Source organism: Novosphingobium malaysiense (assembly GCF_000802225.1).
Classification (GTDB): domain Bacteria; phylum Pseudomonadota; class Alphaproteobacteria; order Sphingomonadales; family Sphingomonadaceae; genus Novosphingobium; species Novosphingobium malaysiense.
In genome coordinates, this window is the sequence record NZ_JTDI01000006.1 from 300,412 (window position 1) to 327,001 (window position 26,590).

A 26,590-nucleotide genomic window follows, 5' to 3' on the forward strand; every position below is an offset into this window, starting at 1 on the left:
CGTGTGACAATGCCGCAAAGCAACTTTGAAGCCAAGTTGCAGCATTCGGCAGGTGTCCCTAAACGGAGCAACGATGCACGCGAATACCTGTGATCTCGCAATACTCGGTGGGGGCCTTAGCGGCGGGATCGTTGCGCTGGCACTGGCGGCCAGACGCCAGAACTTGCGCATCATGGTAATCGAGCGCGAAGACAGGCTTGGCGGCGATCATGTCTGGTCGTTCTTCGAAAGCGATATTCCAGCAGCGGGCCTGCCACTGCTCGAACCCGTGATCGCGGCGCGCTGGAACGGCTACTCGGTGCACTTTCCCGGTCACTCACGCAGCCTGGCGACGCCCTATTGCAGCGTGACCAGCGACCGGCTCGACGCGGCGGTGCGTGCCGCGCTGCCGCCTGACTGCGTGTTGAACGGTACGCAGGTCATCGAAGCAACCCCCACGTCGGTAACGCTTGGCGACGGGCGCACCATCGCAGCCGGGGGCGTGATCGACGCGCGCGGAATCACGGGCATGCCGCACATGGCCGGCGGCTGGCAGAAATTCATGGGACAAAGCCTGCGCCTGTCCGCGCCGCATGGACTGGAACGGCCCGTCGTCATGGATGCGCGGGTGGAACAGCTGGACGGGTACCGATTCGTCTATTGCCTGCCCTTCACGGAGACCGACATCTTCGTCGAAGACACCTATTATGCGGACAGCCCCGACCTCGACCGTCCAGTCCTGCGCCGCCGCATCGCCGATTACGCGGCGCAGCAGAGCTGGCAGGTCGAGGCTGTCTCCTACGAGGAAACCGGCGTGCTCCCGGTGATCGCGGCGGGCGATTTCAACGCATATTGGCAACAGGGCGCCGGTGGCCCGGCACGCGCCGGCGCGCGCGCCGCACTGGTGCATCCGCTCACGTCCTATTCGCTTCCCGATGCGGTAAGATTCGCACTGCATCTTACAAGTCTCGACAACCTCTCCGGCGCGGGCCTAGAAGGGGCCAGTCATGCATGGGCCGCAGATCACTGGCGCCGGGGGCGCTTCTACCGGATGTTGAGCCGCATGCTGTTCGGCGCGGCTGCGCCCGAGGCGCGCTGGCGCGTGCTGGAGCGATTCTACCGCCTCCCCGCCCCGCTGATAGAGCGATTCTACGCCGGGCGTTCGACCATTCCAGACCGGGTACGCATCCTTGCCGGCAAACCGCCGGTTCCGATCGGCTCGGCCATCGCGACATTGGCCGGAGGCGGACGGCCGCTTGCCGACCTCGGACTTGAGAAGGGCCACGAAGAATGAAGAAGGCCTGCGTCATTGGCGCCGGGTTCGGCGGCCTTTCCCTCGCCATCCGCCTGCAGAGCGCGGGTATCGCGACAACGCTGGTGGAGGCGCGCGACAAGGTCGGCGGACGCGCCTACGTGTGGGAGCGCGAAGGCTTCACCTTCGATGCGGGCCCCACGGTCGTCACCGATCCCGACTGCCTGCGCGAGCTTTGGGCGCTGACCGGCCAGGAGATGGCAAACGACGTCGAGCTGATGCCGGTCTCCCCGTTCTACAGGCTCAACTGGACCGATGGTACGGTGTTCGACTACTCGAACGACGAGCCCGCGCTGCGCCGGGAAATTGCGCGCGTCTCGCCCAACGATCTGGGCGGGTACGACGAGTTCCTGCGCTATTCCGCCGGGGTCTGGCAGGAGGGCTACGTCAAGCTTGGCCACGAGGCCTTCCTCGACTTCACCAGCATGATAAAGGCCGCCCCGGCCCTTGCCCGCTACCAGGCGTGGCGCTCGGTCTATTCGATGGTCTCGAGCTATGTGAAGGACGAACACCTGCGCGAAGCGCTCTCGTTCCACACGCTGCTGGTCGGCGGCAATCCAATGACCACCAGTGCGATCTACGCCCTGATCCACAAGCTCGAAAAGGACGGCGGCGTGTGGTGGACCAAGGGCGGCACCAACAAGCTGGCGCAGGGCATGACCAGGCTGTTCGAGCGGATCGGCGGCGAAGTGCGGCTCGGCGACAAGGTCGTGCGCATCGATACCCTGGGCGATCACGTCACCGAAGTCGAAACCGCGAGCGGCTGGAAGCATCGCTTCGACGCCATCGCCAGCAACGGCGACATCATGCACACTTACGCCGACCTGCTCGGCGATACCGCGCGCGGGCAGAAAATGGCGCACAAGCTGGCGCGCAAGCGCTATTCGCCCAGCCTGTTCGTGGTCCACTTCGGCCTGGAAGGTACCTGGCCCGGCATTCCGCACCACACCATCCTGTTCGGGCCGCGCTACAAGGGCCTGCTCGACGACATCTTCGAGCATGGGGTTCTGCCGCGCGACTTCTCGATCTACCTGCACCATCCCACCGTCACCGATCCCTCGATGGCGCCGCCGGGCAAGAGCACGTTCTATGCGCTGGTGCCGGTCGCCAACATGGGCAAACTGCCGATCGACTGGGATGAAGTCGGCCCCGAACTGGAACGCCGGGTGCTCGACGAAGTCAGCCGCCGGCTGATCCCCGACATCTACGACCGGATCGTCACCCGCTTCCACTATGCCCCGCCCGATTTCGAATCCGATCTCGGCGCCTATAAGGGCAATGCCTTCAGCCTCGAGCCGTTGCTGACGCAAAGCGCGTTCTTCCGCGGCCACAACCGCGACGACAATCTGAAGAACTTCTACCTGGTCGGCGCCGGCACCCATCCGGGCGCGGGCATTCCCGGCGTCGTCGGCAGCGCCAAGGCCACCGCCAGGCTGATGCTGGAGGACCTGCGGTGAGCAGGGTCATGCAGGCGCTGCGCCGCGACTGGGGCTGGACCGGGGTGGACTTCGCCGAGATCATCGCGGTGAGCCGGATGGGCCATTTGCTGCTGAGCGATACCGACGATGCGATCCACTACCTCGATCCCGAAACCCGCGAACTGATCCGGCTGGGCGGCGAGGAGCAGGCCGCACAGTACATGGCCGATCCCGAAGTCGCGCTGGTCTGGCGCGCCGAGGCGCTGGTGCAGGCCGCGCGCGACCGGCTCGGCGAGCCGGCCGAAGAGGAGGTCTACACCTTGACGCCCGACGCCCTGCTCGCGGGCGATTACGCGCACGAGAACCTCGTTCGCCAATCGCTGGCGGACCTCATTTCCTTTGCCGGGCAAGTCGCCTACCAGACCCGCGACCTCCCCGACGGCACCCCGATCAAACTGAAGGCCACGGACTGACCATGAAACGCCTCGCCGTCTACTGTGGCTCCGCCACGCCTGCCGATCCGCGCTACGTGGATCTCGCCCGCGAAGTCGGTACCACGCTGGCCCGGCAGGGCATCGGCATCGTCTATGGCGGCGGCAAGCTGGGGCTGATGGGCGCGGTGGCCGGATCGGCGATGCTGGCCGGCGGCGAAGTGATCGGTGTCATCCCGCAGGCGCTCGTCAATCGCGAGGTCGCCAACTACGACTGCGAACTCAGCATCGTTTCCGACATGCACGAGCGCAAGGCCGCCTTCACCCGGCTTTCCGACGGATTTCTTGTCCTTCCCGGCGGCGTCGGCACCATGGACGAGCTGTGGGAAGCGGTGAGCTGGGCGCAGCTCGGCTACCACAACAAGCCGGTCGGCATCCTCAATGCCTTCGGGTTCTACGACGGCCTGCTCGCCTTCAACCGGCACATGGCAGAAGTCGGCTTCGTCCGACCCGCACACCAAAGCATCATCATGGCCGAGGCGGAACTGGACCTGCTGCTGACCCGCATGGAAGCGCACGAACCGATCACGCCGATCACCAGCATGAATCCGGACACCCTGTAACCCCACGATGGCCGGCAGTCGCGCCCAGCTTGTGGAAGCCGCCCGCCGGTCGATCCGCCGCGGTTCGAAGAGCTTTGCCGCCGCCAGCCGCCTGTTCGACCGGACGACGCGCGAGCGCGTGTGGCTGCTCTATGCATGGTGCCGCGCCTGCGACGACATTGCCGACGAACAGGATCACGGCCACGCGGTCGCGCCGGGCCCTGTCGGCACCAGCATGGCGCCCGAGAACCGCCTCGCCACGATCCGCACGCTGACGGAACTGGCCATAGCCGGCGAGGATACCGGCTCTCCGGCCTTCGACGCACTGGCCCTGCTCATGCGCGAAGTGCCGGTGACGCGCGCTATGGTGGAAGACGTGATGGCCGGCTTCGCGCTCGATGCCGACGATTGGCGCCCGCGCGGCGAGGCCGACATGCTGCGCTACTGCTATCACGTTGCCGGCGCTGTCGGGGTCATGATGGCGGTGGTCATGGGCGTTTCCCCCGAGGACGAGGACACGCTGGACAGAGCCTGCGATCTCGGCATCGCCTTCCAGCTCGGCAATATCGTGCGCGACGTGTGGGAGGACGATGCCCGCGGTCGCTGTTACCTGCCGATCGAATGGCTGGTGGAAGCCGACATTCCGCCCGGCGAGATCACCAAGCCGCATTACCGCCATGCGCTGGTGCCGATGGTCGCCCGCGCCTGCGAACTGGCGCGCGAATATGAAGCCTCTGCCCGTGTCGGCGCCGCGCGTCTGGCCTTTCGCCAGCGCTGGGCCGTGCTTTCGGCGGCGAACATCTACGGCGGCATCGCCCGTGAAGTGGAACGGCTGGGCGCCCATGCCTGGGACCACCGGGTTCATACCGGCAAGATCGACAAGCTGCGGATGGTCGCGGCGGCTCTCGCCGAGGCCCGGCGCGAACCGGCGCCGGCGCCGCGTCCGACACTGTCCCGGCGCGAATTGAACGCGGCGGCCAGGATGGCCGGCACCCCGAAGGGAGCCTCAGCCGATCCGGCGCGTTGAGCAGCCGTATCCTCGCGGAGAACCACCCATGCTTTTCACCATCGCTGCCATCCTGCTCATTCTCTGGCTGCTCGGCTTCGTCGTCTTCAAGGTTACCGGCGCGCTGATCCATCTGCTGTTGATCATCGCTATCGTCGTCGGCCTCGTCCAGCTGTTCCGCGGCCGCCGAATGTAGCCTCTTCCCGCCCGCTCAATGCGCGGCGGGCGGCACGACGTTCTTGTAGAATCCGGGCGGATTGATGCGGCGGAACAACCGCCCCCGCTCTGAATAGAGAACGAGGACGAGCGCCGTCGCCCCGCATGCAAGCATGGCGCCCATGATCGGTCGGGCCGTACCGTCATAGGCCTGTCCAATCAGGGTGCCGAGCACCGCTCCGATCACGGTGCGCAGGAACGACATCACAGAGGACGCCGCCCCCGCCGTGCGTCCGAACGGCTGCAGCGAGATCGCCTGGAAATTGGCCCCGATGAAGCTCATCATGCACATGCTCGCGGTCATCAGCGGCACGAAGACCCAGAGACTTTCGCCGTGCAGCGCAACGCCCAGGTGCACGGCAGCAAGTACGATGTAGGTGATCAGCGCGGTGTGCGAGACACGCCGCGCCCCAAAGCGCTCCACGATCCGCGAATTGATGAAATTGGTGCTCGCCATCACCAGCGCCATGCCGCCGAAGACGGCCGGGAACAGCACACCAGCGCCGAAATGCTCGGCCACGAGCTGCTGGGCGCTGTTGATATATCCGAACAGCGCAGCCTGCACGAAAGCAGCTCCGAAGAAATAACCGAGTGAGGCGCGTTCGCGCAGCGCCATGCCCATGTTGCCCGCGATCACCCGGATCTCGATCGCCTGGCGGTACTCGGGCCGCAGGGTTTCGGGGAGCCGGGTCCAGACCCACACGAACACCAGCGCCCCCATCAGCGCCATGATCCCGAAGATCCAGCGCCAGCCGGCTACCAGCAGCACCGCCTGCCCCACCATCGGCGCAAGCATCGGCACGACCATGAAGGTCATCGCGATCATCGACTGCGTGCGCGCCATGCGGTCACCGTCGAACCGGTCGCGCAGGATCGCCATCGGCATGACCAGCATTGCCGAGGTGAACACGCCCACGACGCCGCGCACGATCAGCAGCAGTTCGAAACTGCCAGCGATGGCGCATACGAACGACAACACGACATAGGCCGAAACCGCCGTCAGCAATACCGGGCGCCGCCCGAAGCGGTCGGCGATGGCTCCGGGAAACAGCGAGGCCAGCCCCGAGCAGATCAGGAACACGCCTACAATCAGTTGCCGTTCATTGGGATCGGACACCCCGAGATCGCCCGAAATGCGGCCGAGGGCCGGCAGCATGACATCGATCGAAAGCGCCATGAGCGCCTGGATCGAGGCCATCATCGCCACGAACTCGACCTCCCGCATCGGAAAGTTCTCGGGCTGCTCGGCAGGGGATGTCGCATCGGGGGAATGCATGGTCGCGCGAATGCCGCAAGTGCGAAGCAAGCGCCAGTCATTTCGACGCCGGGCCGGGTGCCGTTTCTGCAATCGCCGTCTATATTGGCGCCATGCCGCCATCCGAAAGACAGGACGAGGAACAGGAAGCCGACGGCCTGCGAAAGGTCATCCATGTCGACATGGACGCCTTCTACGCCAGCGTCGAACAGCGCGACGATCCCGCTCTGCGCGGCAAGCCACTGGCGGTCGGTGGCTCGTCGGGGCGCGGCGTGGTGGCGGCGGCAAGCTACGAGGCGCGCGAATTCGGTGTGCGGTCGGCCATGCCCTCGTCGCGCGCCTTGCGGCTGTGCCCCGACCTGGTCTTTCGCAAGCCGCGTTTCGACGTCTACCGGGGCGTGAGCCAGCAGATCCGTGCGATCTTCCTCGACTACACGCCGCACGTCGAACCGCTCTCGCTCGACGAGGCCTACCTGGACGTTACCGCCGATCTCAAGGGGATCGGGTCGGCCACCCGCATCGCCGAGGAGATCCGCCGCCGCATCAAGGCGGAAACCGGCCTCACTGCCAGTGCCGGGGTCTCCTACAACAAGTTTCTCGCCAAGCTCGCCAGCGACCAGAACAAGCCCGACGGCCTTTGCGTGATCCGCCCGGGCGAAGGCGCCGCATTCGTCGCTTCGCTGCCGGTGCGCCGCTTCCATGGCGTCGGCCCGCGCGGAGCCGAGAAGATGGCACGCCTGGGCATCGAGACGGGCGCCGACCTCGCAGCGAAGGATCTCGCCTTTCTGCGCGCGCACTTCGGCAGCTTCGCCGAATACCTCTTTCGTGCCGCACGCGGCGTCGACCTGCGCCAGGTGCGAGCCGACCGGCCTCGCAAGTCCGTGGGTGGCGAACGCACCTTCTTCGATGACATCAAGGATCCCGACGCCCTGCGCGAGACCATGGATTCGATCATCGATATCGTCTGGGAACGCATCGAACGCGCCGAAGCGCGCGGGCGGACCGTAACGATGAAGCTGCGCTATGCCGACTTCAAGACGCTGACTCGCGCCCGCTCGCTTTCCCATTTCGTCGCCGACAAGGCGGAGTTCGCGCGCATCGGCCATGCCCTGCTCGAAGACCTGATGCCCCTGCCCCAGCCGATCCGGCTCATGGGCCTGACCCTATCGGCGCTGGAAAGGACGGGAGGCGAGGCTGCCGAGATCAAGGACGGGCAGCTTTCCTTGCTGTGAGCGCCCGGAGCTTAGTTCCCACGCGTACAGGAAAATCGCCAAAAACCTGAATACCGTCTTGCCTGCCGAAAATGCCGTGCTACCTCTCCGCAAAAATAATGGAGAGGGTCATGGCACGCTTAATCAAGCGGGCGTTACGCGCGATCGGTCGCCGACGCCAAATTCGATATCGCCTGGAACAGATCCGGATCACCGATTACGCCTCGAGCAGCGAGGCTTTCACCATAGCGCCCTACGACCGGTAGAGCGCCACCCATTCTCGCACGCCTGCGGCAATCGCCCCGGTCATCCGCTCCGGCAGCGCGTCGAGCGCGAAGAACCCGGCGTCCACGATTTCGCGCGCATCCGGCCGCGGCGGCCCGCTCGTGCGGCCAACGATCACGTGCACCTCATTGCGGGCGCCGTACAGGTTTTCGACAAGCATCGTCACTTCCTGCGCAGTCTCGAGCACGCAACCGGTTTCCTCGCGCAGTTCGCGCGCGGCTGCCGGCAGCGGCGCCTCGCCGGAACGCAGACCGCCGCCGGGCGGCATCCACTTCCCCGGCCCGTAGGAATGACGCACCAGCAAGACGTGGCCTTGCGGATCGATCGCCAGGACGCGAACGCCGCAAACGGTCGGGCGCCGCAGCTTCCAGAAGCATCGCCGGGCAAAGTGGGCGAGCCGGTACAGCGCCCGATGCAGCGGCGCGGGCAGCAGTTTCAGCAGAAACACGTCACCTTGTGCCGCGCCGCCTTGAGCAGGCGAGCGACCGGTAGATCGCTTTCGCCGCGCGCCGCCTGATCGAACACCGCGCGCTTTTCGGCACCGCGGATCACGAACATGATCTCGTCGCTGTCGGTCAGGGTGGGAATGGTGAGGCTGAGACGGTCGAAAGGCGCTTCGGGCGGCAGTGGATCGGGCGTGAGGCGGCGTACCGCGCGCGGGTCGTCAGGCTTGGGATCGGTGTTGGGAAAAAGCGAGGCGACGTGCCCGTCCCCGCCCATGCCGAGCCACGCGATGGCGAAATGCGGCGGCCTGGCATCCTCGCTCAGGGGCATGATGCGGGCCCCCGCGGGTTCCAGGCGCGTCCGGATCTTGCCGACGTTGCTGGCCGGGTGATCCTCCTCGACAATGCGGTCGTCCCCCGGCCAGACCGAGACCCGCTGCCACGGCAGATCTTCCTTCGCCAGCAGGTCGAAGATCGGGAACGGCGTCGAGCCGCCCGGCACGGTCACCGCAATTTCCGGGGCCTGTGCCAGCGCGGCGCGCAGACGCCCGGCAAACCACGCGGCGATCGCGTCGTCCCGGGCGTCTTCGATAATTTCGAGCCTGCCCATGGGGGAGGGTTTACCACTCCCCCGCCCCTCACGAAATGGCTCAGGCAAGAATTTCGCGCAGGAACCACGCGCGTTCCTCGGCCTGGTCGGTCCAGTCGTCGATGATGCCGTCGGTCGCGTTGTCGCCGGCCTCTCCCGCCAGTTCCTTCGTCGCCTTGAGCGTGGCGACATAGGCGGTATTGTCCTCGAACAGTTCCCTGACCATCGCCATGGCGTCGAGACCGGTGTCGTCCTGGTTCTTGATCGTCGTCCTGGCCGCAATCGAGCCGATCGAGGTCAAGGTCTTTCCGCCCAGCTTGCGCACCCGCTCGGCAATAACGTCGGTAAGCGCGAAGATTTCGGTGGCCTGCGCGTCGAACAGCAGGTGAAGGTCATGAAACTGCGGACCGCGCACGTGCCAGTGGAAGTTCTTGGTCTTCACGTAAAGCGCCAGGGTATCGGCCAGAAGACCGTTGAGGCTGTCTATCAGCGCGGCCTTGGAATTGTCCTTGGAAGTCATGGTGCGTTTTCCTCCGTGTGTGGTTGTGATCTATCTACACATAGGAAACGACGATTATAAGAACTGGTTCGATCGCTTATACCGATTACAGAATTCCGATTTCCGATAGGAAGATCGTCAGTGCCACCAGCGACAGCACGCCCCCCACGCCCCGCCGGGTCCACCGCGCAGCGGCCGTATCGAGCAGATGGGGCCAGCCCCACGCGAACGCCACGAGGACGCCGCCGCCCAGAATACCCGCCGCGCCCGACGCGAGCGGCGCGCCGAAACCCACCCCCATGCCGAACACGAGGAACCGTGCCGCGTCGGTAACCTGGTGCGCCAGCAGGACCAGCAGCAGCGCTCCCAGAGAATGCGTGGGTTCGCGCGGATTCCGGCGCGGGCGGAGGATCAGCGATTCCAGCCCGGCCAGGGCGAGCGCTATCGCGACAAAGATGGTGCGGGCCGGCGGCGGCAACTGCGCCAGCAGGGCAGTGGCCGCCCAGGTTGCAAAGACAGCCGTCGCACCGGCAGACGCCAGCGCCACGACGAGAATGCCCGGCCGCGGTCCCTGCCGCAGCGCCAGTCCGGCGACGGTCACCTGATCGCGCGCGCCGATCCCCGCCAGCAGGACGGCGATCAGCGTGAGGTAGAAGGCGGGCATCGCTCCGGCTCCCGGTCAGGCGCCCGCCGGCATCCTCAGCCGACCTTCTGGCAGGCGACGATGGCGGTGATCACATTGGCGGTATCGCCCGGATCGCGCACGCAGACGGTATCGAGCCCCATGGCCTTGGCGGGATAGTCGTTGCCGCCGGGGAAGATGGCGTCGCCGATGAACAGCATGTCGGCTTCGGCCACGCCGCTGTGTTCGGCCAGGCGCTTGAGGCCCCAGGCCTTGTCGACACCGGGCTGGGTCACGTCGACAGAAGTCGCTCCGCCCAGGTTGATCGAGACGCCGGGCAGGCGCTTGACGAGATCGGCCTGGATGACCTTGCGCTTGGCAAAGTCGGGATCCCACACCTCCTTGGCATGCAGGGGCGCCTGCTGTCCCAGCGCGGAGAACGTGATCTGGCTGCCGCGGTCCTCGATCCGCTCGCCCCAGGTCTCCTCGGGCGTAAATCCGGTCGCCTCCAGCGCGGCATCGAAGGCTTCGAGAATTTCGCGCTTCTGCTCGTCGGTGAACAATTCGGCATAGACGGGCGTCCACGCCCCTTCGCGGTGGACATAGAGCTTGGCCCCGCTGGTAGGCATCATCCACAGGCGCGAAAGGTCGGCATGCCCCGGCAGGCGGCTGGCGACCTGCTTGTCGAACTGCGGCCAGTCGCCGCCGGAAATCACCGCGACCTGCGCGACGGTGAGAAGCTGGGCCATGAGATCGGCCATCTCGTCGGTCAACGGCTGCTTGCTCAGCGCCAGGGTCCCGTCGAGATCGAACGCCACGATTTTCTTCATCAAAAGCCTTTCGCCATTCCTGCAGCGCCGCCGATAGCGCCCACCGATTGCGTCTTCAATTGCCCGGATGTCCCAAGGCCACACTGTTCGTTTTTGCCACCTAATTCGCAAATGCAAAATTTTTCACAAGATGCTGCGGATTTGGAGGCAAATCGGGAGAACGGTTTTACGGCGTCCCCTTGCGCCTTGCCGTTCCTTCGCCGCCCGCCCCCTTCGCAACTGCGGCAAAATCGGTTTTCAGGGGTGGCGTTTCGGCATTGAAGGTGCAAGATTGAACGCAATGACCGATACTACCGACAGCCTTCCCCGGGTGGAGGACAGTGCGCAGATGCCCGATCTTCCCCCACCGCCACCGCTGCGAATTTCACCGCAGACCGCCCTCTTCCTTGATTTCGACGGTACGCTCGTCGACATTGCCGATCACCCCGACGAGGTCGTGGTCGCCCGCTCGCTGCCCGGCCTGATCGAAGCGCTCTCGCGCCGCCTGGAAGGCAAGCTGGCTCTCGTCAGCGGGCGCTCGCTCGAGGCACTGGAGGCGATGCTGGGGCCGATAGACGTCGCCATGGCCGGATCCCATGGCGGCGAATTCCGGCCTGCGGGCGGCGGCGAGGTCCATCCGCTCGCCGATCCGCTGCCCGGCGCCGTGGTAGAGACGCTTTCCCGCTTTGCCGAAGCGAACGGCGGGCTGCTGGTGGAGCCCAAGCCCTTCAGTGTTGCAGTGCATTATCGACGGCACCCCGACGCCAAGGCCGGGCTCCTCGCATGCGCCGGACAGGTCGCCGAGGAGCGCGGTCTCAAGATGAAACACGGCAAGCAGGTCGTCGAACTCGTCATGCCCGGCTCCGACAAGGGCAGTGCGGTGTCGCGTTTCATGGACCTTGCGGAGTTTGCCGGCACCTCCCCGCTTTTCGTCGGCGACGACGTGACCGACGAGGACGCCTTCCGTGCCGTCTCCGATTTCGGCGGCACCGGCGTGCTGGTTGGCCCCATGCGCAAGACCGCCGCGAGCTGGCGGTTGCCCGACGTGGTGGCCGTCCACGACTGGCTGTCTCGCGCCCTCGCAGAAGATGTGCCGGAATGAGTTCGGCAGCCGACAAGCCAGCGCATCACAGCTCGCTGGAGCTGTGGCCGATCGGCAATTGCCAGGTCAGCGGCCTGATCGACGAGCGCGGTGCAATCGTGTGGGGCTGCGTACCGCGCGTCGATGGCGATCCCACCTTCTGCGCGCTGATGCGCGGGGACAAGGGGCAGGACGCGGGCACCTGGCGCTTCGAACTGGAAAACCAGGTCTCCACCCGCCAGCATTACCTGCGCAACACGCCGATCCTCGTCACCCGGCTGGAAGACGACAGCGGCGGCGCGGTGGACGTCTATGACTTCTGCCCGCGCTTCGAACGCATCGGCCGAACCTATCGCCCGGTCGCCTTTGCCCGCATCGTTCGCCCAGTCTCGGGCTCGCCGCGCATCCGCACCGTCCTCACGCCGATGAGCGGCTACGGATCGCAACTGGCCCACATCACCCACGGCTCCAATCACATCCGTTACCTCGTCGAACGCAATACCTTGCGCCTGACGACGGACGCACCGGTCGGCTACGTCCTCGACGAGCGCTATTTCCGCGTCGAGCGTGCCCTGCACTTCTTCCTCGGCCCCGACGAGCCCTTCAATGGCAATGTCGAGCACGAGCTGGAGACGATGCTTCAGCTCACCGGCAATTACTGGCGGCTGTGGGTGCGCGGGCTTGCCACTCCGCTCGACTGGCAGGAAGCGGTGATCCGGGCGGCGATCACCCTGAAGCTGTGCCAGCACGAGGAAACCGGCGCCATCGTCGCCGCGCTGACCACCTCCATCCCCGAAGCGCCTCATTCGCAGCGCAACTGGGACTACCGCTACTGCTGGATCCGCGACGCCTATTACACGGTGCAGGCGCTCAACCACCTCGGTGCGCTCGACGTACTGGAAAAGTACCTCGCATACCTGCGCAACATCGTCGACGATGCCGAGGGCGGCGCCATCCAGCCACTCTATGCGGTGAGCGGCGCCAAGGAAATCATCGAGTGGGAGGCCGGCGACCTAGCCGGCTATCGCGGCATGGGCCCGGTGCGCGTGGGCAATGCCGCCTACTACCAGGTGCAGAACGACTGCTACGGCCAGATCGTCCTGCCCTCGATCCAGGCCTTCTCCGACCTGCGCCTGTTGCGCGTGGCCAACATGGACGACTTTGCCAGTCTGGAGGAAGTGGGCGAGATGGCGTGGAAGACGCACGACCAGCCCGATGCCGGCCTGTGGGAACTCCGCACGCGCACGGCCGTCCATACCTATTCGAGCGTGATGAGTTGGGCAGCGTGCGACCGCCTCGCCAATGCCGCCGATCATCTGGGCCTCACCGACCGCGCCAGACTGTGGCGGGAGCGCGCCGATACGGTGCGCCGGAACATCGATGCCGGCGCCTGGCACGACGTCGAAGGCCCCAACCTCGACGATGGCGGCGCAGGCGGACACTACGTGGCCAGCTTCGGCGGCTCGCAGCTCGATGCCAGCCTGCTGCAGATGGTCGAGCTGCGCTATCTCCAGGCCGACGATCCCAAGTTCCAGGCTACCCTGAAGGCCGTGCAGAAGGCGCTGCGCCGCGGCGAGCACATGCTGCGCTATGCCAACGAGGACGATTTCGGCCTTCCCGAGACCGCCTTCAACATCTGTACCTTCTGGCTGATAGAAGCCCTGCACCGCAGCGGCGAGGACGAGGAAGCGCGGCGTCTGTTCGACGCCATGCTGGGCCACCGCACGAAATCGGGCCTCCTGTCTGAAGACATGGATTTCGAAACCGGCGAGCTCTGGGGGAACTTTCCCCAGACCTACTCGCTTGTCGGTATTATTAATTGTGCCGGGCAACTATCCCGGTCTTGGCGGGACTGGCGCTAGACTGCAGAACTGCAAGGGTCATCCCAAGGGGCAAGTCGATGAGCAGGCTGATTGTTATTTCCAACCGGGTTTCGGTGCCCAAGGCGGCCGGGGCCGCGGGTGCGCAGGGCGGCCTTGCCGTCGCGCTCAATTCGGCGCTGCGCGAACACCGCGGCATCTGGTTCGGCTGGTCCGGGCAGGAGACCGAGGAATTTACCGGCCACCTCGACATGCAGCGCAACAACGGAGTGACCACCGCGACGATCGACCTCGAACCGCAGGACATCGACGAATACTACAACGGCTATGCCAACCGCACCCTCTGGCCGCTGTTCCACTACCGCATCGACCTGACCGAATACGACCGCAATTTCGGCGAGGGGTACGAGCGGGTCAACGCGCGCTTCGCCGATTCCGTCCTGCCCCTGATCGAGCCCGACGATCTCGTCTGGGTGCACGACTATCACCTGCTGCCGCTCGGCTCGATGCTGCGACAGAAGGGCGTGAAGAACCGCATAGGCCTGTTTCTGCACACGCCCTGGCCGCCGGCACGGCTGCTGGTCTCGCTGCCCTTTCACGAACGCCTGGTCAGCTCGATGCTCGAATACGACGTCATCGGCTTCCAGACCGCGGAGTGGCTGGGAAGCTTCCTGCACTACGTCGACAAGGAGATGGGGCTCGACGTCAACGAGGACGGCTCGATCGATTACAACGGACGCAGGATCGTCGCCCGGGCCTTTCCGATCGGCGTCGACTACAAGGAGTTCGTCGAAGGCGGCCAGAGCGAAGAGGCCAAGGATGCCTACGATCACCTCAAGGCCAGCGTGCGCGGTCGCAAGGTGCTGATCGGTGTGGACCGGCTCGACTATTCCAAGGGTCTGGGAGAACGCTTCGAGAGCTTCAACCGCTTCCTCGCCGACAACCCCGACCAGGCCGCCAACGTCGTTCTGCTGCAGATCGCCCCGCCCTCTCGCGGCGACGTGGCCAGCTACCAGCAGATCCGCGAGGACCTGGAGCGCAAGACCGGCCACATCAACGGCGCCCATGCCGACGTCGCCTTCGTGCCGATCCGCTACGTCAACCGCGGCTATCCGCGCCGCCAGCTCGCCGGTTTCTACCGCGCCGCCGACATCGGGCTCGTCACTCCGCTGCGCGACGGCATGAATCTCGTCGCCAAGGAATATGTCGCCGCGCAGGATGCGGAAGATCCCGGCGTGCTCATCCTCTCGCAATTCGCGGGCGCGGCTTTGCAGCTGACCGACGCGTTGCAGGTCAATCCGCACTCGATCGAGCACGTCAGCGAAACCATCAAGCGCGCGCTGGAAATGCCGGTGGCCGAACGGCGCCGGCGCCACGAAAAACTGCTCGCCTCGGTCCGCGACGAGGACGTCGTGCACTGGCGCGACGAATTCGTGAAAACCCTTTTCGGCAAACAGGATGTCGAAGCCGGCGAAACCGCCGCCTGAATCGCGCAGCGCCGGACAAGGCGCGCCGGACAAGGCCCGCGCCCACGGCTTCGCCTCGCCGCGAAAGGGGCTCCGTTCACGCGACTAACGGCAAGAGTCATCGAAATGGCACTCGCCTGAAACCTTTCTGACCTCTACGCCCTTTACAGGAGTGGATGCCCGGCCAACGCCCGGCCCGTCGAACGCCCCAGGCGCCGACGGTGGACTGACAGGACAAAGGACCCGGAAAACCGGGGCGCGTGAAGTGCTTATGACGACGATTCTCTACGGCGAATGCATTGGCCCGCGCGAATCCACCATGGTAAGAATCTCAGGGCTGGCCGACCAGGGATGCGACCTCGAAACGGACCGCGTCGCAGCCGTGGCCGAAGGCGAGGTGTCCCTCTGGATCGGCGCAATCGGCCCGTTCACAGCCACAGCCAGACGCAAGGACGCCAGTCACCTGGCGCTGCGATTCAAGGAACCGCTGGATGAGCGGATTTTGGAGCATTTTGGTCAGTGACGGAGCCATTTGATATGCTCGCTTCGAGGCAGATCACTAATCCTCGCCACGAGCATGGCAACAATCGGCGACAAGGTTATGTTGGGACGGCAATTACTAACCGAGAGTCTTTTGTCTTGTATCCTCTTACAAAGCTCGGCTCCGCTTAATAGCTGTCTTATAAATATCCTCGATCATGCGCAGGTTCTGCTCTTTCGAGTATTGTTCCTCGAAAACACGCCGAACCGAACGACGCATTGCCGCAAGTGCATCCGGTCTCTCAAACATCTGACGAACTGTCTCGGCGAGTGAACCGGCATTACCAGGTAGACAATGCGCGCCGGTAACGCCGTGTTCCACGATCTCAGTCAACGAGCCAATACGTGAGGCCACCACCGGCAGGCCATTTGAAAATGCCTCCACTAGCGTCATCGGAAAACCTTCATACCAAATCGACGGGATGACGAGGATCGCCGCATTTCGCATTTCCTTAGCGACATGGTCTGCATCGATGCGTCCCAAAAAGTTGACATTCGCCGGAGCCCTCGCCTCGAGTTCCCTGCGCAAAGGGCCGTCTCCGGCAATAGTTAGGGGGATGTCTGGAAGAGACTTCCAGGCCTCAATTAAAACACCCACACCTTTTTCTTCAGAAATACGCCCAACATAAAGGGCACCCTTTCCTATTTCCGGAAGCGTTACACTCGGAGAATCGACAAAATTTGGTTTTAAAGCTATCTTTTCCAGAGGGATTCCACCTTCATAATATTTTTTTTGTGCAAATTTAGTCAGGGCAATAAACAGGTCCACATTACCAATTAGTAACCCACGGTCGATAGCACGACGTTGCATAGCCACAAGCGCCAAGCTGCCAATTCTTGAATTCCGATAACAGCCAAATCGCACGGCATTCACCCGGCTACCATGTAAACATAGTTCACAGATCCGCCCATCCCGTTCGAAAGTCGCCTTCGCGCAAAAAAGCCGGAAGTTGTGCAGCGTTTGGACAACCGGCACGCCCATTTCGTGTGCAGCTTGATGCACCGCGGGGGTCAGTAAAGGGAAGAAATTGTGAACGTGGACAATATCGGGGCGAAACCTGCTGAGCAGAGCTTTCATCCAAGCGTATCGTGCGGAACTGTGAGCGACGCAAAATGCTGTGCGCAACTTATCGCCGATTCCGTTGATATCACCGTTACTTACGGTCACCATCTCCACGTCGTGGCCGGCATTTCGTAACATCATCGCCTCATTCCCGACGACTGCGTCTTCTCCGCCTGCTTGTTGGTAGTAGTTATGAAGAATAATGATCCGCAAAGGTGGCCATCCATCATTTTGAAACTCGATTACAAACGGTTGCAACCGTCATTTGGCAAAAACGCGCCCTTCAAGCTCCGCAAGGCATCGGGAAAAATGACAAGCTGAGGACCTATGCCCCCACAATACTCTCTAGCACCTGCCAGCTTGGTCAAATAATCAGCTGACGATCAACGAGTAATCCCATCAAGGCTTCGGGCCCCTTCGCCAAAACGGAGAGGCACGTTTGACCGCCCCGCAAACCGTGTAGACACGGACCGCGATCCGGAAAATGTGAGCCAAAACTTAGGCCTCAAACCGCGCCGTGCAACAATATCACCACAAAGAATAGTCACTGCAGCAAAGATCAAGCCGACCGAATTGAAGCGCGTGGACATGACGGGCTCGACGAGCGCGCTCAGCAGAATGATGATCGTAGCAATGCCAAGGAAACGACGAGATCCTTTGAACTCCATTGAAAGACCGACGATCAAATCCAAAAGAAAGATCAGCAAGATCAATATCATGGCAGGCACACCAGCGGCCACTCCAAAATTGAGAAAATCGTTCTGTGCGTTGCGTGCGTACCACCAGGATTGGTTCACAAAGCCACCGATCTGGTTCGGCCCCTCAAGCCAACCGAAACCGAAATAAGGACGCATGGAAATCATTTTGGTCGAAGCAGCCCATACGACGTCCCGGTTATTGAGGCCGCCGCCCTGCCTGTTCGTCAGAAATGAGCTTATGTGGCTAGAAAAGTAATTCAGCAACGCCATTATGATAACGAGAAGGCACAGGGTGAACATCAGATATAGGAAAGGCAGCCATCGCCGGGGACATCTGCCCAACACCCCGTGAAATAGCGCAAGCGCACACGCCGCCATTCCCGATCGGCTCCCCGTCCAGATAACGATCGCGGTTAAAAACACGATTGGCAGAGATCTTCGTTTTAAATTTGGGTCTGCCATATACGCTGCCACTCCAAGAGCACAGAGCACGGAGAGTTTATTAGGGTGGATCATCGCGCCGCCAAGACGCAGAAAATCACCATCGAGAAACGCCAGCCGGAAATTGAACGGTGCCATTGTCAAAACGATGATTGAGGTAACGACCGGCAATAATTGACTAAAACGCAGCAGAGCAGCCAATCGCGCATCTATGCTGGAATTTTCACCTAATCTTAGAATCATCGCAGCAAGCGAAACCATGACGACCCATTCGGTTACCGAATAAATCTGTTTAAGCGACGCCACAGCGCCGTATTTAATGTCAAAAATTGAGATGTAAGCGAGTACATATAAAAAAAAGAGAGCAAACCATCCTAACCGAAAATTTGGCCGTTTTGGCAAGCCTTGTGTAATCAAAAGCAAAGCCAAACTGACGTCCAGCATAAATCGCGCGATATAGGTAGTGTGAAAGATGCCACGGGTCCGCTCGAAACCGGCAGAGTCGTTTGCTCCATAGCCTAATATCAAAGCAACTAAGACAATCGAAACCCAAAGTAAATTCCTACGCTGACGATGGTTGCCTTGTGATTTCGTCAGAACAGCCCCCCTCCTGTCAATCACGACGCGCCTCGCATTGCAATTGAATCAGTACTCCAAATATGTGAAGTAGAAAGATGCATGTAAATCCGATCATGAGCAACTTTATAGCAGCGCACAAAGTCCTCAGGCATAGTGATTTTGGTTGGGCCGTAGAATGCTCTTAGCAATGGTTGGCGCAGGAAGTCTGGTGTTCGATCCCTCAACCAGTATTTAAGTCCTGAGGTGTGCAGGACGTTGTTGAGAACCTTGAAGCGGGGCATGCGCGAAGCGTTCTCAACCCCGAGATTATTCGGCAGGTCGTCTATTCCCAAGAATGAAGATATATTCGCACTCACAGACACGAAATCGGAGGCAATATCGTCAAAGTCCAGTCTAAGAATTTGCTCTGAAGGGAACAAGGCTTCATAACGGCCGATGTTCATCTCGTACAACCCCGTGGTAATGTAGCGCTCTAAAAGTGGCGGTCTATTATTCAGAACAGACTCAACTTCCCTTTCGAGAGCCCTCTCAAAGTTCATGTCGGAAACACCGATACTTACATTCATTAGAAATTCGGACCACGCCCGCCTGACCGGATCGCGAGTAACCACCATAATCTTAGCATCTGGATGTGCCTTGTGGATCGCCGAAGGCGCATAAGGCGAATTAAGATAGGTAGTCGATGCGTCTAGCCGATACCGAAACTTGTCCGAAGCAGGTGCGTAGAGCCTGTGATAGAAATCTTCGTCGGCAACATAGGAGAATGCAATTGATTGATCCGACTTGGCATCAAGCACCTTGTCGAGATCGATAAGCATTCCCGCCGGGATGGCATCAATGATTCCTGCATCGCGCAGCTCTTTGCTGTAGTAATTTGGCTCCTTCACCTTAGGAACGAAGACAGCATCGCTCAGCCCAAGCCAAGAGGCCAGCGACGTGGTGCCGGCCTTCATAGCGCCTATCAAGAACAAGTTTGGAAGGCTACTCATACCCGAGATCGCTCGAGCGCCACAACTTTAGACTTCATACCCAAAATCCCGGAATGTCGGCATAAGGGTGGTGATTTTCTCGGCCCATCCCTGCGGCAATTCGCGCTTCCAACTATAAGGATCCGCCTTGCGGAATGTGAGGCTCGTAGAAAAGACAGAGCGATCGAGAATCGCCTCCAACAGACGGTCATCATATCTCAGCCCAAAATGGCCAAACAGACGGCCGATTTCCGCGATCCGTGCATCCCGTGTGCCTGCCACAAGCGTTTCGTACTTCGTGATGATTGTGCCAGGATGTGAGAGCCAACCCTTAAAGCGCAAAGCTGTATCTATATAGGTCGGATCCTCATTGGCCTGACGATAGGCCAGACAAAAATCGAGCGCATCCTCGAATTTGCCGCTCGGCACCATGTGATGATGTTCGTGATGCTCGTTCCGGATGATGTAATGTGCCTCAGACGCGAAGATCGCTCTCGGATCGCGGACGATCAGGACCGACTTCATGCCCTTCCCATCGAGTGCCCGCCCAATCCCGAGATCCCAAGGCAAGTGGCATAGCAAATATTGCCCCCCGCGCAACGAATTCGCCTGCCTTTCAAAGCCACCGTACCGGTCTAGGTTCTTGTGGAATAGCTTGCGAACCAATTTGCGGCGCACGTCGGGATGCAGACTAAAGATTCGCTCCAAGAGATGCGTACCACTCTTGGGAATCGAATTGAGCATAAAGGGTGCAGGTAACTCACGACTGTGAACAATATTGTGTGCAACCTGTCTTGGCGTCAGGCCGAAGCGCTCCAGATCCCATTGCAGTTTGCTAATAAAACTCATAATTTTCCCTTGCACATAAAAGTCGGCCCTTGCGCGTCCTTCTGATGCCAACTCAATTCTCGCCGCAACGACCACAACAATATCGCAGTACTCACCATAACCGCTAAAATACGTGCGAGTGGAACGGAGTAAATGCCGGTCGCCGGGACTAACACAACAATGAGGAAAGGAGAAAGTACGGCTCCTACCGCCGAACCGACCGTAATTGGCTTGCCTTTCTCCATCGCCTGAAGCCCGACTGTGCTCATGAAGTTGATTGATGCCGCAACGTTCGCAATGCAGAACAGAGCGAGTAAAATTCCAAGACCGTCTTCATGAAGCCCCATTGTTATTGATATTATAAAGTTGCGATACATAATGACTATAATGGTCAAAATTATAGAAAAGCCAACCATCGCCATAGCCATCTTAAGTAAATAATGCTTAAGTACCTCAGCGCCCCATTTGAACCATTTATGAGCTGCAGTGTTTGCCGCTATATTTTGCATACCGTTAATCGGCGTCTGGAGAACGTTGCTAATGTTCTGCATAGCGCGCAAAGCGCCGACCATAGCTTCGCTGAAGAAGAAACTTGCAAAGACAATGCAGCCAGGTCCCAGTAAGGTCTGGAAGACGATACCAGGCGTCAACCATTTGATGAGGGACCAGTGACGTGGCCAGATCGCGCGATTAAAAGGAGCATTCCAGCGCATCACACCATAGCGTCGAACACCGACCAAGCAGCCTGCTGCGCCCCCGAGAGCGAGCGTGTACAACCCAGTGCTTGGCGACAACCAATGATGCGCGCCAAGAGCAAGAACGCCAAGCACCGCCAACTGAACGAGATAGCGCACGACCTCCACGAGCATGGCCGACTGCCTGTCCTTCTGGTTAAAGCAATGGCGACGGTAGAACTCGGCCATGTTGCTCGTAAAGTTGGCCGCTGCAAGACCTGGAAACAGTGTCCACATCCAGTTCAGCTCTAGAATTGTTGCAGCTAGACAAGACCCTAACGCAATTAGCGAACTCGCTGCCAGAGAAAAGACCAGCGAGTTCGCAAGCAGAAAACCGCGATACGCATTTTGGCGAGCTCCGCTTAATTTCGGCCCCACTGTCGACATCGGGGTAAGCACCACGGAAAGCTGGAAATTGCGTACGACCATGATCAATAGAAAGGCGATCGAAAAACGCCCAAATTCTGTCAACCCCATCACGCGAACCATGACTACGGTAGTCAGAAAGTTCGCTCCGCTGGTTACCACCTGCGTGGCAAGTGCCCAGAACGGGTCGCGTGAGACAGCGGAGACGACACTCAGCCGCCTAGTCAAGCCAACGATGCCGCTCACTTATTTTGTAGGGACGCAATCCAATCCCTTGTCAAATATAGCCAAATGAAGCGGGGGCTTGTGCTGAGGTACCGCCTCCAAAGGCGGCCTGGCTCAGAGAGCAAGCGATGGAACCACTCCAGTCCAGCCGAATGCATCCAACCAGGAGAGGTCTTCACCTGACCGCTTATGAAATCGAATGCTGCCCCCACCCCGATCATCATCAACGGCAACCTGTCGGAATAACGGGCCATCCACCGCTCTTGCTTAGGACAACCTAACCCGACAAATAGCATCTTCGCGCCACTCTTTAGGATTGCTGCCAACATAGTCGCCTCTTCCTCTACGCTAAGTTCGCGAAACGGTGGCGAATAGGCATATACCACTTCCAGCCCAGGGCATTGGCGCCTTAGTTCTGCCACCATGCGCGCGAGCACCTTGTCGTCCTTTCCGCCGACTAGCGCGATCGGTAGGCCGCCCGCCGCAGCCCGGCGGCAAAGCGCCAACATCAGCTGGTCCCCGCGCAAAACAGGGACGGCGGAAAGGCGATACTTGCGCGCGACAAACTTCTGCAAAACAGTGCTGTCAGACATCACGAAGTCGGCTCCGTTAACGATCTCCCGGTGCTCCAACTCGTCATGGAACAGAATGCACTGGTGCACGTTGGGCACGCAAACGTAGCCTGATCGACCTAATATGGCCTTGTCGACGAATTGATCGACGAATTCATTTGGCGGCAATCGATCAATCGGCATTCCGAGGATTTGGAGTCGATTGGTCACCGTATTTGTCCCGGCCGTTCTAAGGTTTTCGTTTCAAGCATTCACGCAGCTCGCCCAACACGCCCCATTCCGTCAGTGGCCGCTGCCAAGCCCGCCTGATACAAGCGCTCGTGCACCTCTGTAAGAGGAATTCGAATACTATTGCCCAAACTCGGGATTGCGCTGTCGATGTGATACCCGATAGTCTGATGAACGCCGTTTTCGATAGACACAAGCGTGAATTTACCTCGATGCTTCCCATTCACCCCCCCGATCGACACCGCATCGAGTCCCTCTGGGGGGCCGAAATAGCCGACTTGGCAGAATAGGGTCGTGCCACGATCTTCAACGGTAAAAAGAGGTTTGCCGGCACACTGAACAGTGTCAAGTGCAGCTAGCCCATCCCGCGCCGCTTCCCGGGTCGGGAAAGCGAGCAAGAAATCCCGAGACATACGGGGATTTATAGACACATCTTTCAACCCCACTTCGGCGAAAAAACGTTCGAAATCTACGATCCTATATTGATAGTGCTCTCGTTCATTGGGCACTTGACTCAATCCCGTCGTGATAATTACTCGACTACCCGTTTCCAGAAACTGAGTAACGATGTCGTCATAAACGCCATAGACAAACAACAACGGATCAAGATCGTTTTCAGATGCACTCGAATACCACCGCGGGTTGCGTCGCCCTCCCTCATAGGCGACGCTGTCGTAAATATGGTGATGCTGGATGTGCGCACCGGCGTTGAGGAACAGAGAACCGTACTGTGTACCGTTGTCGATCATCAAGCTCAGGAAAACATCGGCAAGTAAGCTGTCGAGAAAAGCTGCCTTAGCCCATTTGTGTCGCAAAGCCGTTGGAAGAAGTCGCAGGTTGCGTACAAGAGAATTGCCGCGCAAGTAAGGCAAAGCCAGTGGCAATAGCTGCCGCCCTAATGTGAAAGATGAAAGGCCCGATGATGCATTCTCGTTCACGATACCGCGTATCAAAGTATAGAGTTTTCTTGCACGCGGACCTGCCGTTATTTCCGTGGCAGTCCAGGGATCGGGCATAAAGAAATCTGGACTATTACAAGCATTTACGGCGTTCATCGGTGAAAGCGCACCAACCTTTATTCCTTCGACCTCCAGCTTCTCCCAGATCTGAGGCTGCGCCTTATAAACGGCATCACCCAAGCGAAATATTTGATGCTCCTCATAGGCCTTGCCGTTGTAGACTGTTGGCCATTGAATCCAAGGCTCAAGAAAAGGATAATCGGCCTCCGACACTGTCTCAAACACTTGCTTTTCAGCTAGAAGCCTAGCAAACCCTTTAAGCTTTCCGCCTGCCACGAACTTACGGATATAGTGAAAATTAAGTTCGTTTAGCTCAAGAGAAATTACAGCCACCGGATCGCCCCTATAAACTTAAAACAAGCCCCGCCTGCAAAAGCGGCGGGCGCTTAACGATTAACAGCGTCTACCTAGCATCGCGCGAATGTACGGTTTACAACAAAAATTCCAAGTGCTTTCGCACCCAAACACCACGTGCAGTAAAGCTGCAATGAGCGAGATATACCCGAAAATCCACTCGCCTCAAAAAAGGCAAAAGCCAATTACAAAAAAATTTTGATTAGTTACCTCAATTGCATCAACAGACCTACTTCCGAACATATTTGAAATCTCTCATCGATTTTTTTATTAATTATTTAAATCAACCCGCCTAACACTGAATCTCAGCATTCGCAGTGACAATCCAGATCTTAAAATTACAGAATGCGATGAGACGATCCAATACTAACCACCTTCAAGTTTGGCTCAACCCTCGTCATGCCAATGCTCGGAAAACCATGTATATGTTTCCAACAACCCCTGATTTAGATCTATCGAGGGACGCCAACCGAGCGCCCGCAACCGGCTAGAATCCAACAATTTGCGAGACGCCCCATCAGGTTTAGCGAGATCATGGACGATCCGCCCGCCATAACCCGCAATTTGACAAATCATTTGAGTGAGTTCAAGAATAGAAACAACTGATCCACACCCAATATTAATTGGCTCTTCTCCTGAATAATTACTTAAAAGGAACACTAGAGCATCAGCCATATCATTGACATGGAGCAATTCGCGCAATGGCGCACCAGTTCCCCAGATGACTATCTCTGGTGAGTTCATCCGCTTCGCCTCATGCACCTTCCTGATAATTGCCGGAACCACATGGCTCGTTGCGGGAGCAAAACTATCGCCAGGCCCGTAAAGATTGGCGGGCACCGCGCTGATGAAATTGCTATCATATTGATGCCGATACGATTGACACATAACGATTCCAGCAATCTTAGCAATTGCATAGGGCACATGATCGCCGTCAATTGGCCCGGTCAGTATGGCGGCCTCGGATAGTGGCTGCGAGGCATGGAGAGGATATATCGCGGACGAAGCAATGTGAACAAGCTTTTCCACGCCAGCCTCATGCGCCGCGTGGATAACGTTGGCCGCAATCATCATGTTGAGATAGATGAATTCAGCCGGCTGATCTCGATTGGCCAAGATGCCACCCACTTTGGCAGCGCAATGGATGATACGATCGGGCCGGTTAACTCGCACCCATCTTTGCACTGCCACTTGGTCGACTAAGTCGAGATCGTCGCGAGGTGCAGTGACGATCTCCACAGGCTCACTGGCCAAACGACGCACCACCGCCGACCCGAGCATGCCACGATCACCTGTTACCCAAACGCGCATATGTTACCCGCGCCTTATATCCAAGATGAAAGTCCCGGCAACGCTCCCTGCATAGGATCTTTTGAGCAAGGGTTACGGCGAAGAACTTGGTCAGGCCGCATTGCGTCGCACCTGCCACTCGATCCACTCATAGGTCTTCTCAAGCCCTGAACGCAGCGTCTGCGAAGGCGCCCAACCGAGTTTCTCCTTTATAAGCGTGTTTTCCGAGTTGCGACCACGCACACCCGTGGGGCCAGGAATGTGGTTCTTCTCAATTTTCTTGCCCGATATGTCGGCCACAATGTCAACCAGTTGGTTAATCGTGACCATCTCCTCAGAGCCTATGTTTACTGGCACCTCGCAATCCGAGCGGATTAGACGCAGCGTGCCTTCAACACACTCGTCGACATAGAGGAATGACCGCGTCTGCAAACCGTCCCCCCAAATCTCAATGGCGTCTCCTGACTTCGCTCTCGCCACCTTACGACAGATCGCAGCGGGAGCCTTTTCCTTGCCGCCGTCCCACGTCCCTTCAGGTCCAAAGATGTTATGATAACGGGCTACGCGGTTCCTGAGACCATAATTGCGATTATAGGATAAAAACAGCCGTTCAGAAAATAGCTTCTCCCATCCGTATTCACTATCTGGAGCAGCGGGATAAGCCGACTCTTCCTTGCAATTCGGGTTATCCGGGTCTTCCTGATTGTAAGCAGGATACATGCAGGCGGAGGAAGAGTAGAACGTGCTCTTGATGTTGCGCTTGTGGGCAATGTCGGCGACGTTCAAATTGATAGTCGCCGAGTTGTGCATAATGTCGGCATCATGTTCGCCGGTGAAGATGTAACCAGCGCCTCCCATATCAGCAGCGAGCTGATATACTTCGTCAAAACCGCGATCAACAATAGAGCGACAGAAATCCTGTTCGCGGAGGTCGCCGATTACAAAGTCATCGGCGTGAGTTTCAGCATGCTCATGAAACTTAAGGTCTACACCTCGCACCCAAAAGCCTTCTTTCTTCAAGCGCTTTACGAGATGGCCACCGATAAACCCACCGGCACCGAGAACGAGAGCACTTTTCATAAATTAACATTCCTCAATTGATCACTGACCGCGGCATCTTCACTTGCGGTGCTTCCCTTGCGGCGACGGAGCTACGTAATTATGGTATGTTGCGCAAGGCCATATCCGCAGCGAAAATGCTGCAATTGCAATTGATCCGTTATGGCAGGACAGAATGCTCAGTTCGATGGATTTCGCCAAAGCTCTCCTCCATACCCGCGGCCTGCCGACGCGTTGGCTTTGCCGCCCCGTTTGTTTGTCGGCCATTAATTCCTCCGTAAATCACCAATCTGCTCCTACTTCATGCGCCCTTTCGGCGCAGCCAGCATCATACGATGCCGGGCGTAGGGGGCGTCCTCCACATCAATTCACTGCGACGAAAAACAACTCCCATGCTTAGTATTTTTTTAGCACCGACAACGATAGCCGCGATTGCACAGTGCCAAGGCATGCGCCCCGTACCTGCAATGCCAATGCCGAACCATCAATTGGAAAAAATAACGACCAATTATACCGCATCATCGACTGGAAGTTGTAACCATTCTAGAGACGTCCCTACTTGCGAACGGACCGTGCAGTTTG

General features: G+C 59.5%; 26 protein-coding genes. 11 read left to right on the plus strand and 15 right to left on the minus strand.

Annotated features, from left to right (window positions below; translation table 11 throughout):
• Positions 1-73: 73 nt before the first annotated feature.
• The 6 genes from crtY to LK12_RS24725 are packed head-to-tail and all read left to right on the plus strand — an operon-like array spanning position 74 to position 4,944.
• Entirely contained in the window at positions 74-1,273 is a 1,200-nt protein-coding gene (gene crtY, locus LK12_RS19130) for a lycopene beta-cyclase CrtY (protein ID WP_039287664.1), read from the plus strand.
• The gene (locus LK12_RS19135; RefSeq protein ID WP_039287666.1) at positions 1,270-2,748 is read left to right on the plus strand and encodes a phytoene desaturase; all 1,479 of its coding nucleotides are present in this window, start codon (positions 1,270-1,272) and stop codon (positions 2,746-2,748) included. The genes crtY and LK12_RS19135 overlap by 4 nt, the downstream gene beginning before the upstream one ends.
• Positions 2,745-3,182, plus strand: a complete 438-nt coding sequence (locus LK12_RS19140; RefSeq protein WP_039287667.1) for a T6SS immunity protein Tdi1 domain-containing protein — start codon at positions 2,745-2,747, stop codon at positions 3,180-3,182. The genes LK12_RS19135 and LK12_RS19140 overlap by 4 nt, the downstream gene beginning before the upstream one ends.
• 2 nt (positions 3,183-3,184) lie before the next feature.
• Entirely contained in the window at positions 3,185-3,763 is a 579-nt protein-coding gene (locus LK12_RS19145) for an LOG family protein (protein WP_039287668.1), read from the plus strand.
• Between the two features lie 7 nt (positions 3,764-3,770).
• The gene (locus tag LK12_RS19150) at positions 3,771-4,769 is read left to right on the plus strand and encodes a phytoene/squalene synthase family protein (RefSeq protein ID WP_039287669.1); all 999 of its coding nucleotides are present in this window, start codon (positions 3,771-3,773) and stop codon (positions 4,767-4,769) included.
• A 28-nt stretch (positions 4,770-4,797) separates the two neighbouring features.
• Positions 4,798-4,944, plus strand: coding sequence for a lmo0937 family membrane protein (locus LK12_RS24725; protein WP_156135562.1), 147 nt, complete (start codon positions 4,798-4,800; stop codon positions 4,942-4,944).
• A gap of 15 nt (positions 4,945-4,959) precedes the next feature.
• On the opposite strand, the gene LK12_RS19155 is transcribed toward LK12_RS24725, so the two are convergent.
• Positions 4,960-6,240: a multidrug effflux MFS transporter gene (locus tag LK12_RS19155; RefSeq protein WP_039287670.1), complete on the minus strand. Its 1,281-nt coding sequence runs from the start codon at positions 6,238-6,240 to the stop codon at positions 4,960-4,962.
• 92 nt (positions 6,241-6,332) lie between these two features.
• On the opposite strand from LK12_RS19155, the gene dinB reads away from it, so the two are divergent.
• Positions 6,333-7,451, plus strand: a complete 1,119-nt coding sequence (dinB, locus tag LK12_RS19160; RefSeq protein ID WP_039287891.1) for a DNA polymerase IV — start codon at positions 6,333-6,335, stop codon at positions 7,449-7,451.
• Between the two features lie 232 nt (positions 7,452-7,683).
• On the opposite strand, the gene LK12_RS19165 is transcribed toward dinB, so the two are convergent.
• The 5 genes from LK12_RS19165 to LK12_RS19185 all read right to left on the minus strand — a co-directional run bounded on the left by LK12_RS19165 (position 7,684) and on the right by LK12_RS19185 (position 10,698).
• On the minus strand, positions 7,684-8,163 hold the full coding sequence (locus LK12_RS19165; protein ID WP_039287671.1) for an NUDIX domain-containing protein: 480 nt from the start codon (positions 8,161-8,163) through the stop codon (positions 7,684-7,686).
• Positions 8,151-8,768 (minus strand): 6-phosphogluconolactonase, encoded by a 618-nt coding sequence (locus LK12_RS19170; RefSeq protein WP_039287672.1) that lies wholly within the window; start codon positions 8,766-8,768, stop codon positions 8,151-8,153. The genes LK12_RS19165 and LK12_RS19170 overlap by 13 nt, the downstream gene beginning before the upstream one ends.
• A 40-nt stretch (positions 8,769-8,808) precedes the next feature.
• Positions 8,809-9,267 (minus strand): Dps family protein, encoded by a 459-nt coding sequence (locus LK12_RS19175; protein WP_039287673.1) that lies wholly within the window; start codon positions 9,265-9,267, stop codon positions 8,809-8,811.
• A gap of 85 nt (positions 9,268-9,352) precedes the next feature.
• Positions 9,353-9,910, minus strand: coding sequence for a hypothetical protein (locus tag LK12_RS19180; RefSeq protein WP_039287674.1), 558 nt, complete (start codon positions 9,908-9,910; stop codon positions 9,353-9,355).
• 35 nt (positions 9,911-9,945) lie between these two features.
• Positions 9,946-10,698, minus strand: coding sequence for an HAD-IIB family hydrolase (locus LK12_RS19185; RefSeq protein WP_039287675.1), 753 nt, complete (start codon positions 10,696-10,698; stop codon positions 9,946-9,948).
• A 280-nt stretch (positions 10,699-10,978) separates the two neighbouring features.
• On the opposite strand from LK12_RS19185, the gene otsB reads away from it, so the two are divergent.
• The 4 genes from otsB to LK12_RS19205 all read left to right on the plus strand — a co-directional run bounded on the left by otsB (position 10,979) and on the right by LK12_RS19205 (position 15,567).
• Complete coding sequence (gene otsB / locus LK12_RS19190; RefSeq protein ID WP_052223612.1) at positions 10,979-11,779, plus strand: trehalose-phosphatase; 801 nt, start codon at positions 10,979-10,981, stop codon at positions 11,777-11,779.
• Positions 11,776-13,620, plus strand: coding sequence for a glycoside hydrolase family 15 protein (locus LK12_RS19195; protein WP_039287676.1), 1,845 nt, complete (start codon positions 11,776-11,778; stop codon positions 13,618-13,620). Before otsB ends, LK12_RS19195 begins: the two co-directional genes overlap by 4 nt.
• Before the next feature lie 38 nt (positions 13,621-13,658).
• Positions 13,659-15,065 (plus strand): alpha,alpha-trehalose-phosphate synthase (UDP-forming), encoded by a 1,407-nt coding sequence (gene otsA, locus LK12_RS19200; RefSeq protein WP_039287678.1) that lies wholly within the window; start codon positions 13,659-13,661, stop codon positions 15,063-15,065.
• A gap of 250 nt (positions 15,066-15,315) precedes the next feature.
• Positions 15,316-15,567 (plus strand): hypothetical protein, encoded by a 252-nt coding sequence (locus LK12_RS19205; protein ID WP_039287680.1) that lies wholly within the window; start codon positions 15,316-15,318, stop codon positions 15,565-15,567.
• A gap of 126 nt (positions 15,568-15,693) precedes the next feature.
• Here the strand turns inward: LK12_RS19205 and LK12_RS19210 are convergent, their stop codons facing one another.
• The 9 genes from LK12_RS19210 to LK12_RS19250 form a co-directional block, all read right to left on the minus strand.
• Positions 15,694-16,905 carry a glycosyltransferase gene (locus LK12_RS19210; RefSeq protein ID WP_156135563.1) on the minus strand — a complete coding sequence of 404 codons (1,212 nt, stop codon included), beginning with the start codon at positions 16,903-16,905 and terminating at the stop codon, positions 15,694-15,696.
• A 125-nt stretch (positions 16,906-17,030) separates the two neighbouring features.
• Positions 17,031-18,407: an O-antigen ligase family protein gene (locus tag LK12_RS19215; protein WP_156135564.1), complete on the minus strand. Its 1,377-nt coding sequence runs from the start codon at positions 18,405-18,407 to the stop codon at positions 17,031-17,033.
• Positions 18,404-19,354 carry a sulfotransferase gene (locus LK12_RS19220; protein ID WP_039287687.1) on the minus strand — a complete coding sequence of 317 codons (951 nt, stop codon included), beginning with the start codon at positions 19,352-19,354 and terminating at the stop codon, positions 18,404-18,406. The genes LK12_RS19215 and LK12_RS19220 overlap by 4 nt, the downstream gene beginning before the upstream one ends.
• Before the next feature lie 27 nt (positions 19,355-19,381).
• Positions 19,382-20,182, minus strand: a complete 801-nt coding sequence (locus LK12_RS19225) for a sulfotransferase domain-containing protein (RefSeq protein WP_039287688.1) — start codon at positions 20,180-20,182, stop codon at positions 19,382-19,384.
• Complete coding sequence (locus tag LK12_RS19230) at positions 20,179-21,507, minus strand: lipopolysaccharide biosynthesis protein (RefSeq protein WP_039287694.1); 1,329 nt, start codon at positions 21,505-21,507, stop codon at positions 20,179-20,181. Before LK12_RS19230 ends, LK12_RS19225 begins: the two co-directional genes overlap by 4 nt.
• Positions 21,504-22,268, minus strand: a complete 765-nt coding sequence (locus LK12_RS19235) for a WecB/TagA/CpsF family glycosyltransferase (protein WP_039287698.1) — start codon at positions 22,266-22,268, stop codon at positions 21,504-21,506. Before LK12_RS19235 ends, LK12_RS19230 begins: the two co-directional genes overlap by 4 nt.
• Positions 22,269-22,309: 41 nt before the next feature.
• On the minus strand, positions 22,310-23,638 hold the full coding sequence (locus LK12_RS19240) for a hypothetical protein (RefSeq protein ID WP_052223613.1): 1,329 nt from the start codon (positions 23,636-23,638) through the stop codon (positions 22,310-22,312).
• A 408-nt stretch (positions 23,639-24,046) separates the two neighbouring features.
• Complete coding sequence (locus tag LK12_RS19245; protein ID WP_039287699.1) at positions 24,047-24,970, minus strand: GDP-L-fucose synthase family protein; 924 nt, start codon at positions 24,968-24,970, stop codon at positions 24,047-24,049.
• A gap of 90 nt (positions 24,971-25,060) precedes the next feature.
• Positions 25,061-26,029: an NAD-dependent epimerase/dehydratase family protein gene (locus tag LK12_RS19250; protein WP_039287702.1), complete on the minus strand. Its 969-nt coding sequence runs from the start codon at positions 26,027-26,029 to the stop codon at positions 25,061-25,063.
• Positions 26,030-26,590 lie beyond the last annotated feature (561 nt).

Bases quoted from the DNA above. Each gene is read 5' to 3' on its own strand.
- LK12_RS19135 (WP_039287666.1), top strand. From the start codon at position 1,270: ATGAAGAAGGCCTGCGTCATTGGCGCCGGGTTCGGCGGCCTTTCCCTC.
- LK12_RS24725 (WP_156135562.1), top strand. From the start codon at position 4,798: ATGCTTTTCACCATCGCTGCCATCCTGCTCATTCTCTGGCTGCTCGGC.
- LK12_RS19170 (WP_039287672.1), bottom strand. From the start codon at position 8,768: ATGGGCAGGCTCGAAATTATCGAAGACGCCCGGGACGACGCGATCGCC.
- LK12_RS19195 (WP_039287676.1), top strand. From the start codon at position 11,776: ATGAGTTCGGCAGCCGACAAGCCAGCGCATCACAGCTCGCTGGAGCTG.
- otsA (WP_039287678.1), top strand. From the start codon at position 13,659: ATGAGCAGGCTGATTGTTATTTCCAACCGGGTTTCGGTGCCCAAGGCG.
- LK12_RS19180 (WP_039287674.1), bottom strand. From the start codon at position 9,910: ATGCCCGCCTTCTACCTCACGCTGATCGCCGTCCTGCTGGCGGGGATC.
- LK12_RS19225 (WP_039287688.1), bottom strand. From the start codon at position 20,182: ATGAGTTTTATTAGCAAACTGCAATGGGATCTGGAGCGCTTCGGCCTG.
- dinB (WP_039287891.1), top strand. From the start codon at position 6,333: ATGCCGCCATCCGAAAGACAGGACGAGGAACAGGAAGCCGACGGCCTG.
- crtY (WP_039287664.1), top strand. From the start codon at position 74: ATGCACGCGAATACCTGTGATCTCGCAATACTCGGTGGGGGCCTTAGC.
- LK12_RS19185 (WP_039287675.1), bottom strand. From the start codon at position 10,698: ATGAAGAAAATCGTGGCGTTCGATCTCGACGGGACCCTGGCGCTGAGC.
- LK12_RS19220 (WP_039287687.1), bottom strand. From the start codon at position 19,354: ATGAGTAGCCTTCCAAACTTGTTCTTGATAGGCGCTATGAAGGCCGGC.
- otsB (WP_052223612.1), top strand. From the start codon at position 10,979: ATGACCGATACTACCGACAGCCTTCCCCGGGTGGAGGACAGTGCGCAG.
- LK12_RS19175 (WP_039287673.1), bottom strand. From the start codon at position 9,267: ATGACTTCCAAGGACAATTCCAAGGCCGCGCTGATAGACAGCCTCAAC.
- LK12_RS19145 (WP_039287668.1), top strand. From the start codon at position 3,185: ATGAAACGCCTCGCCGTCTACTGTGGCTCCGCCACGCCTGCCGATCCG.
- LK12_RS19245 (WP_039287699.1), bottom strand. From the start codon at position 24,970: ATGCGCGTTTGGGTAACAGGTGATCGTGGCATGCTCGGGTCGGCGGTG.
- LK12_RS19150 (WP_039287669.1), top strand. From the start codon at position 3,771: ATGGCCGGCAGTCGCGCCCAGCTTGTGGAAGCCGCCCGCCGGTCGATC.
- LK12_RS19205 (WP_039287680.1), top strand. From the start codon at position 15,316: ATGACGACGATTCTCTACGGCGAATGCATTGGCCCGCGCGAATCCACC.
- LK12_RS19250 (WP_039287702.1), bottom strand. From the start codon at position 26,029: ATGAAAAGTGCTCTCGTTCTCGGTGCCGGTGGGTTTATCGGTGGCCAT.
- LK12_RS19155 (WP_039287670.1), bottom strand. From the start codon at position 6,240: ATGCATTCCCCCGATGCGACATCCCCTGCCGAGCAGCCCGAGAACTTT.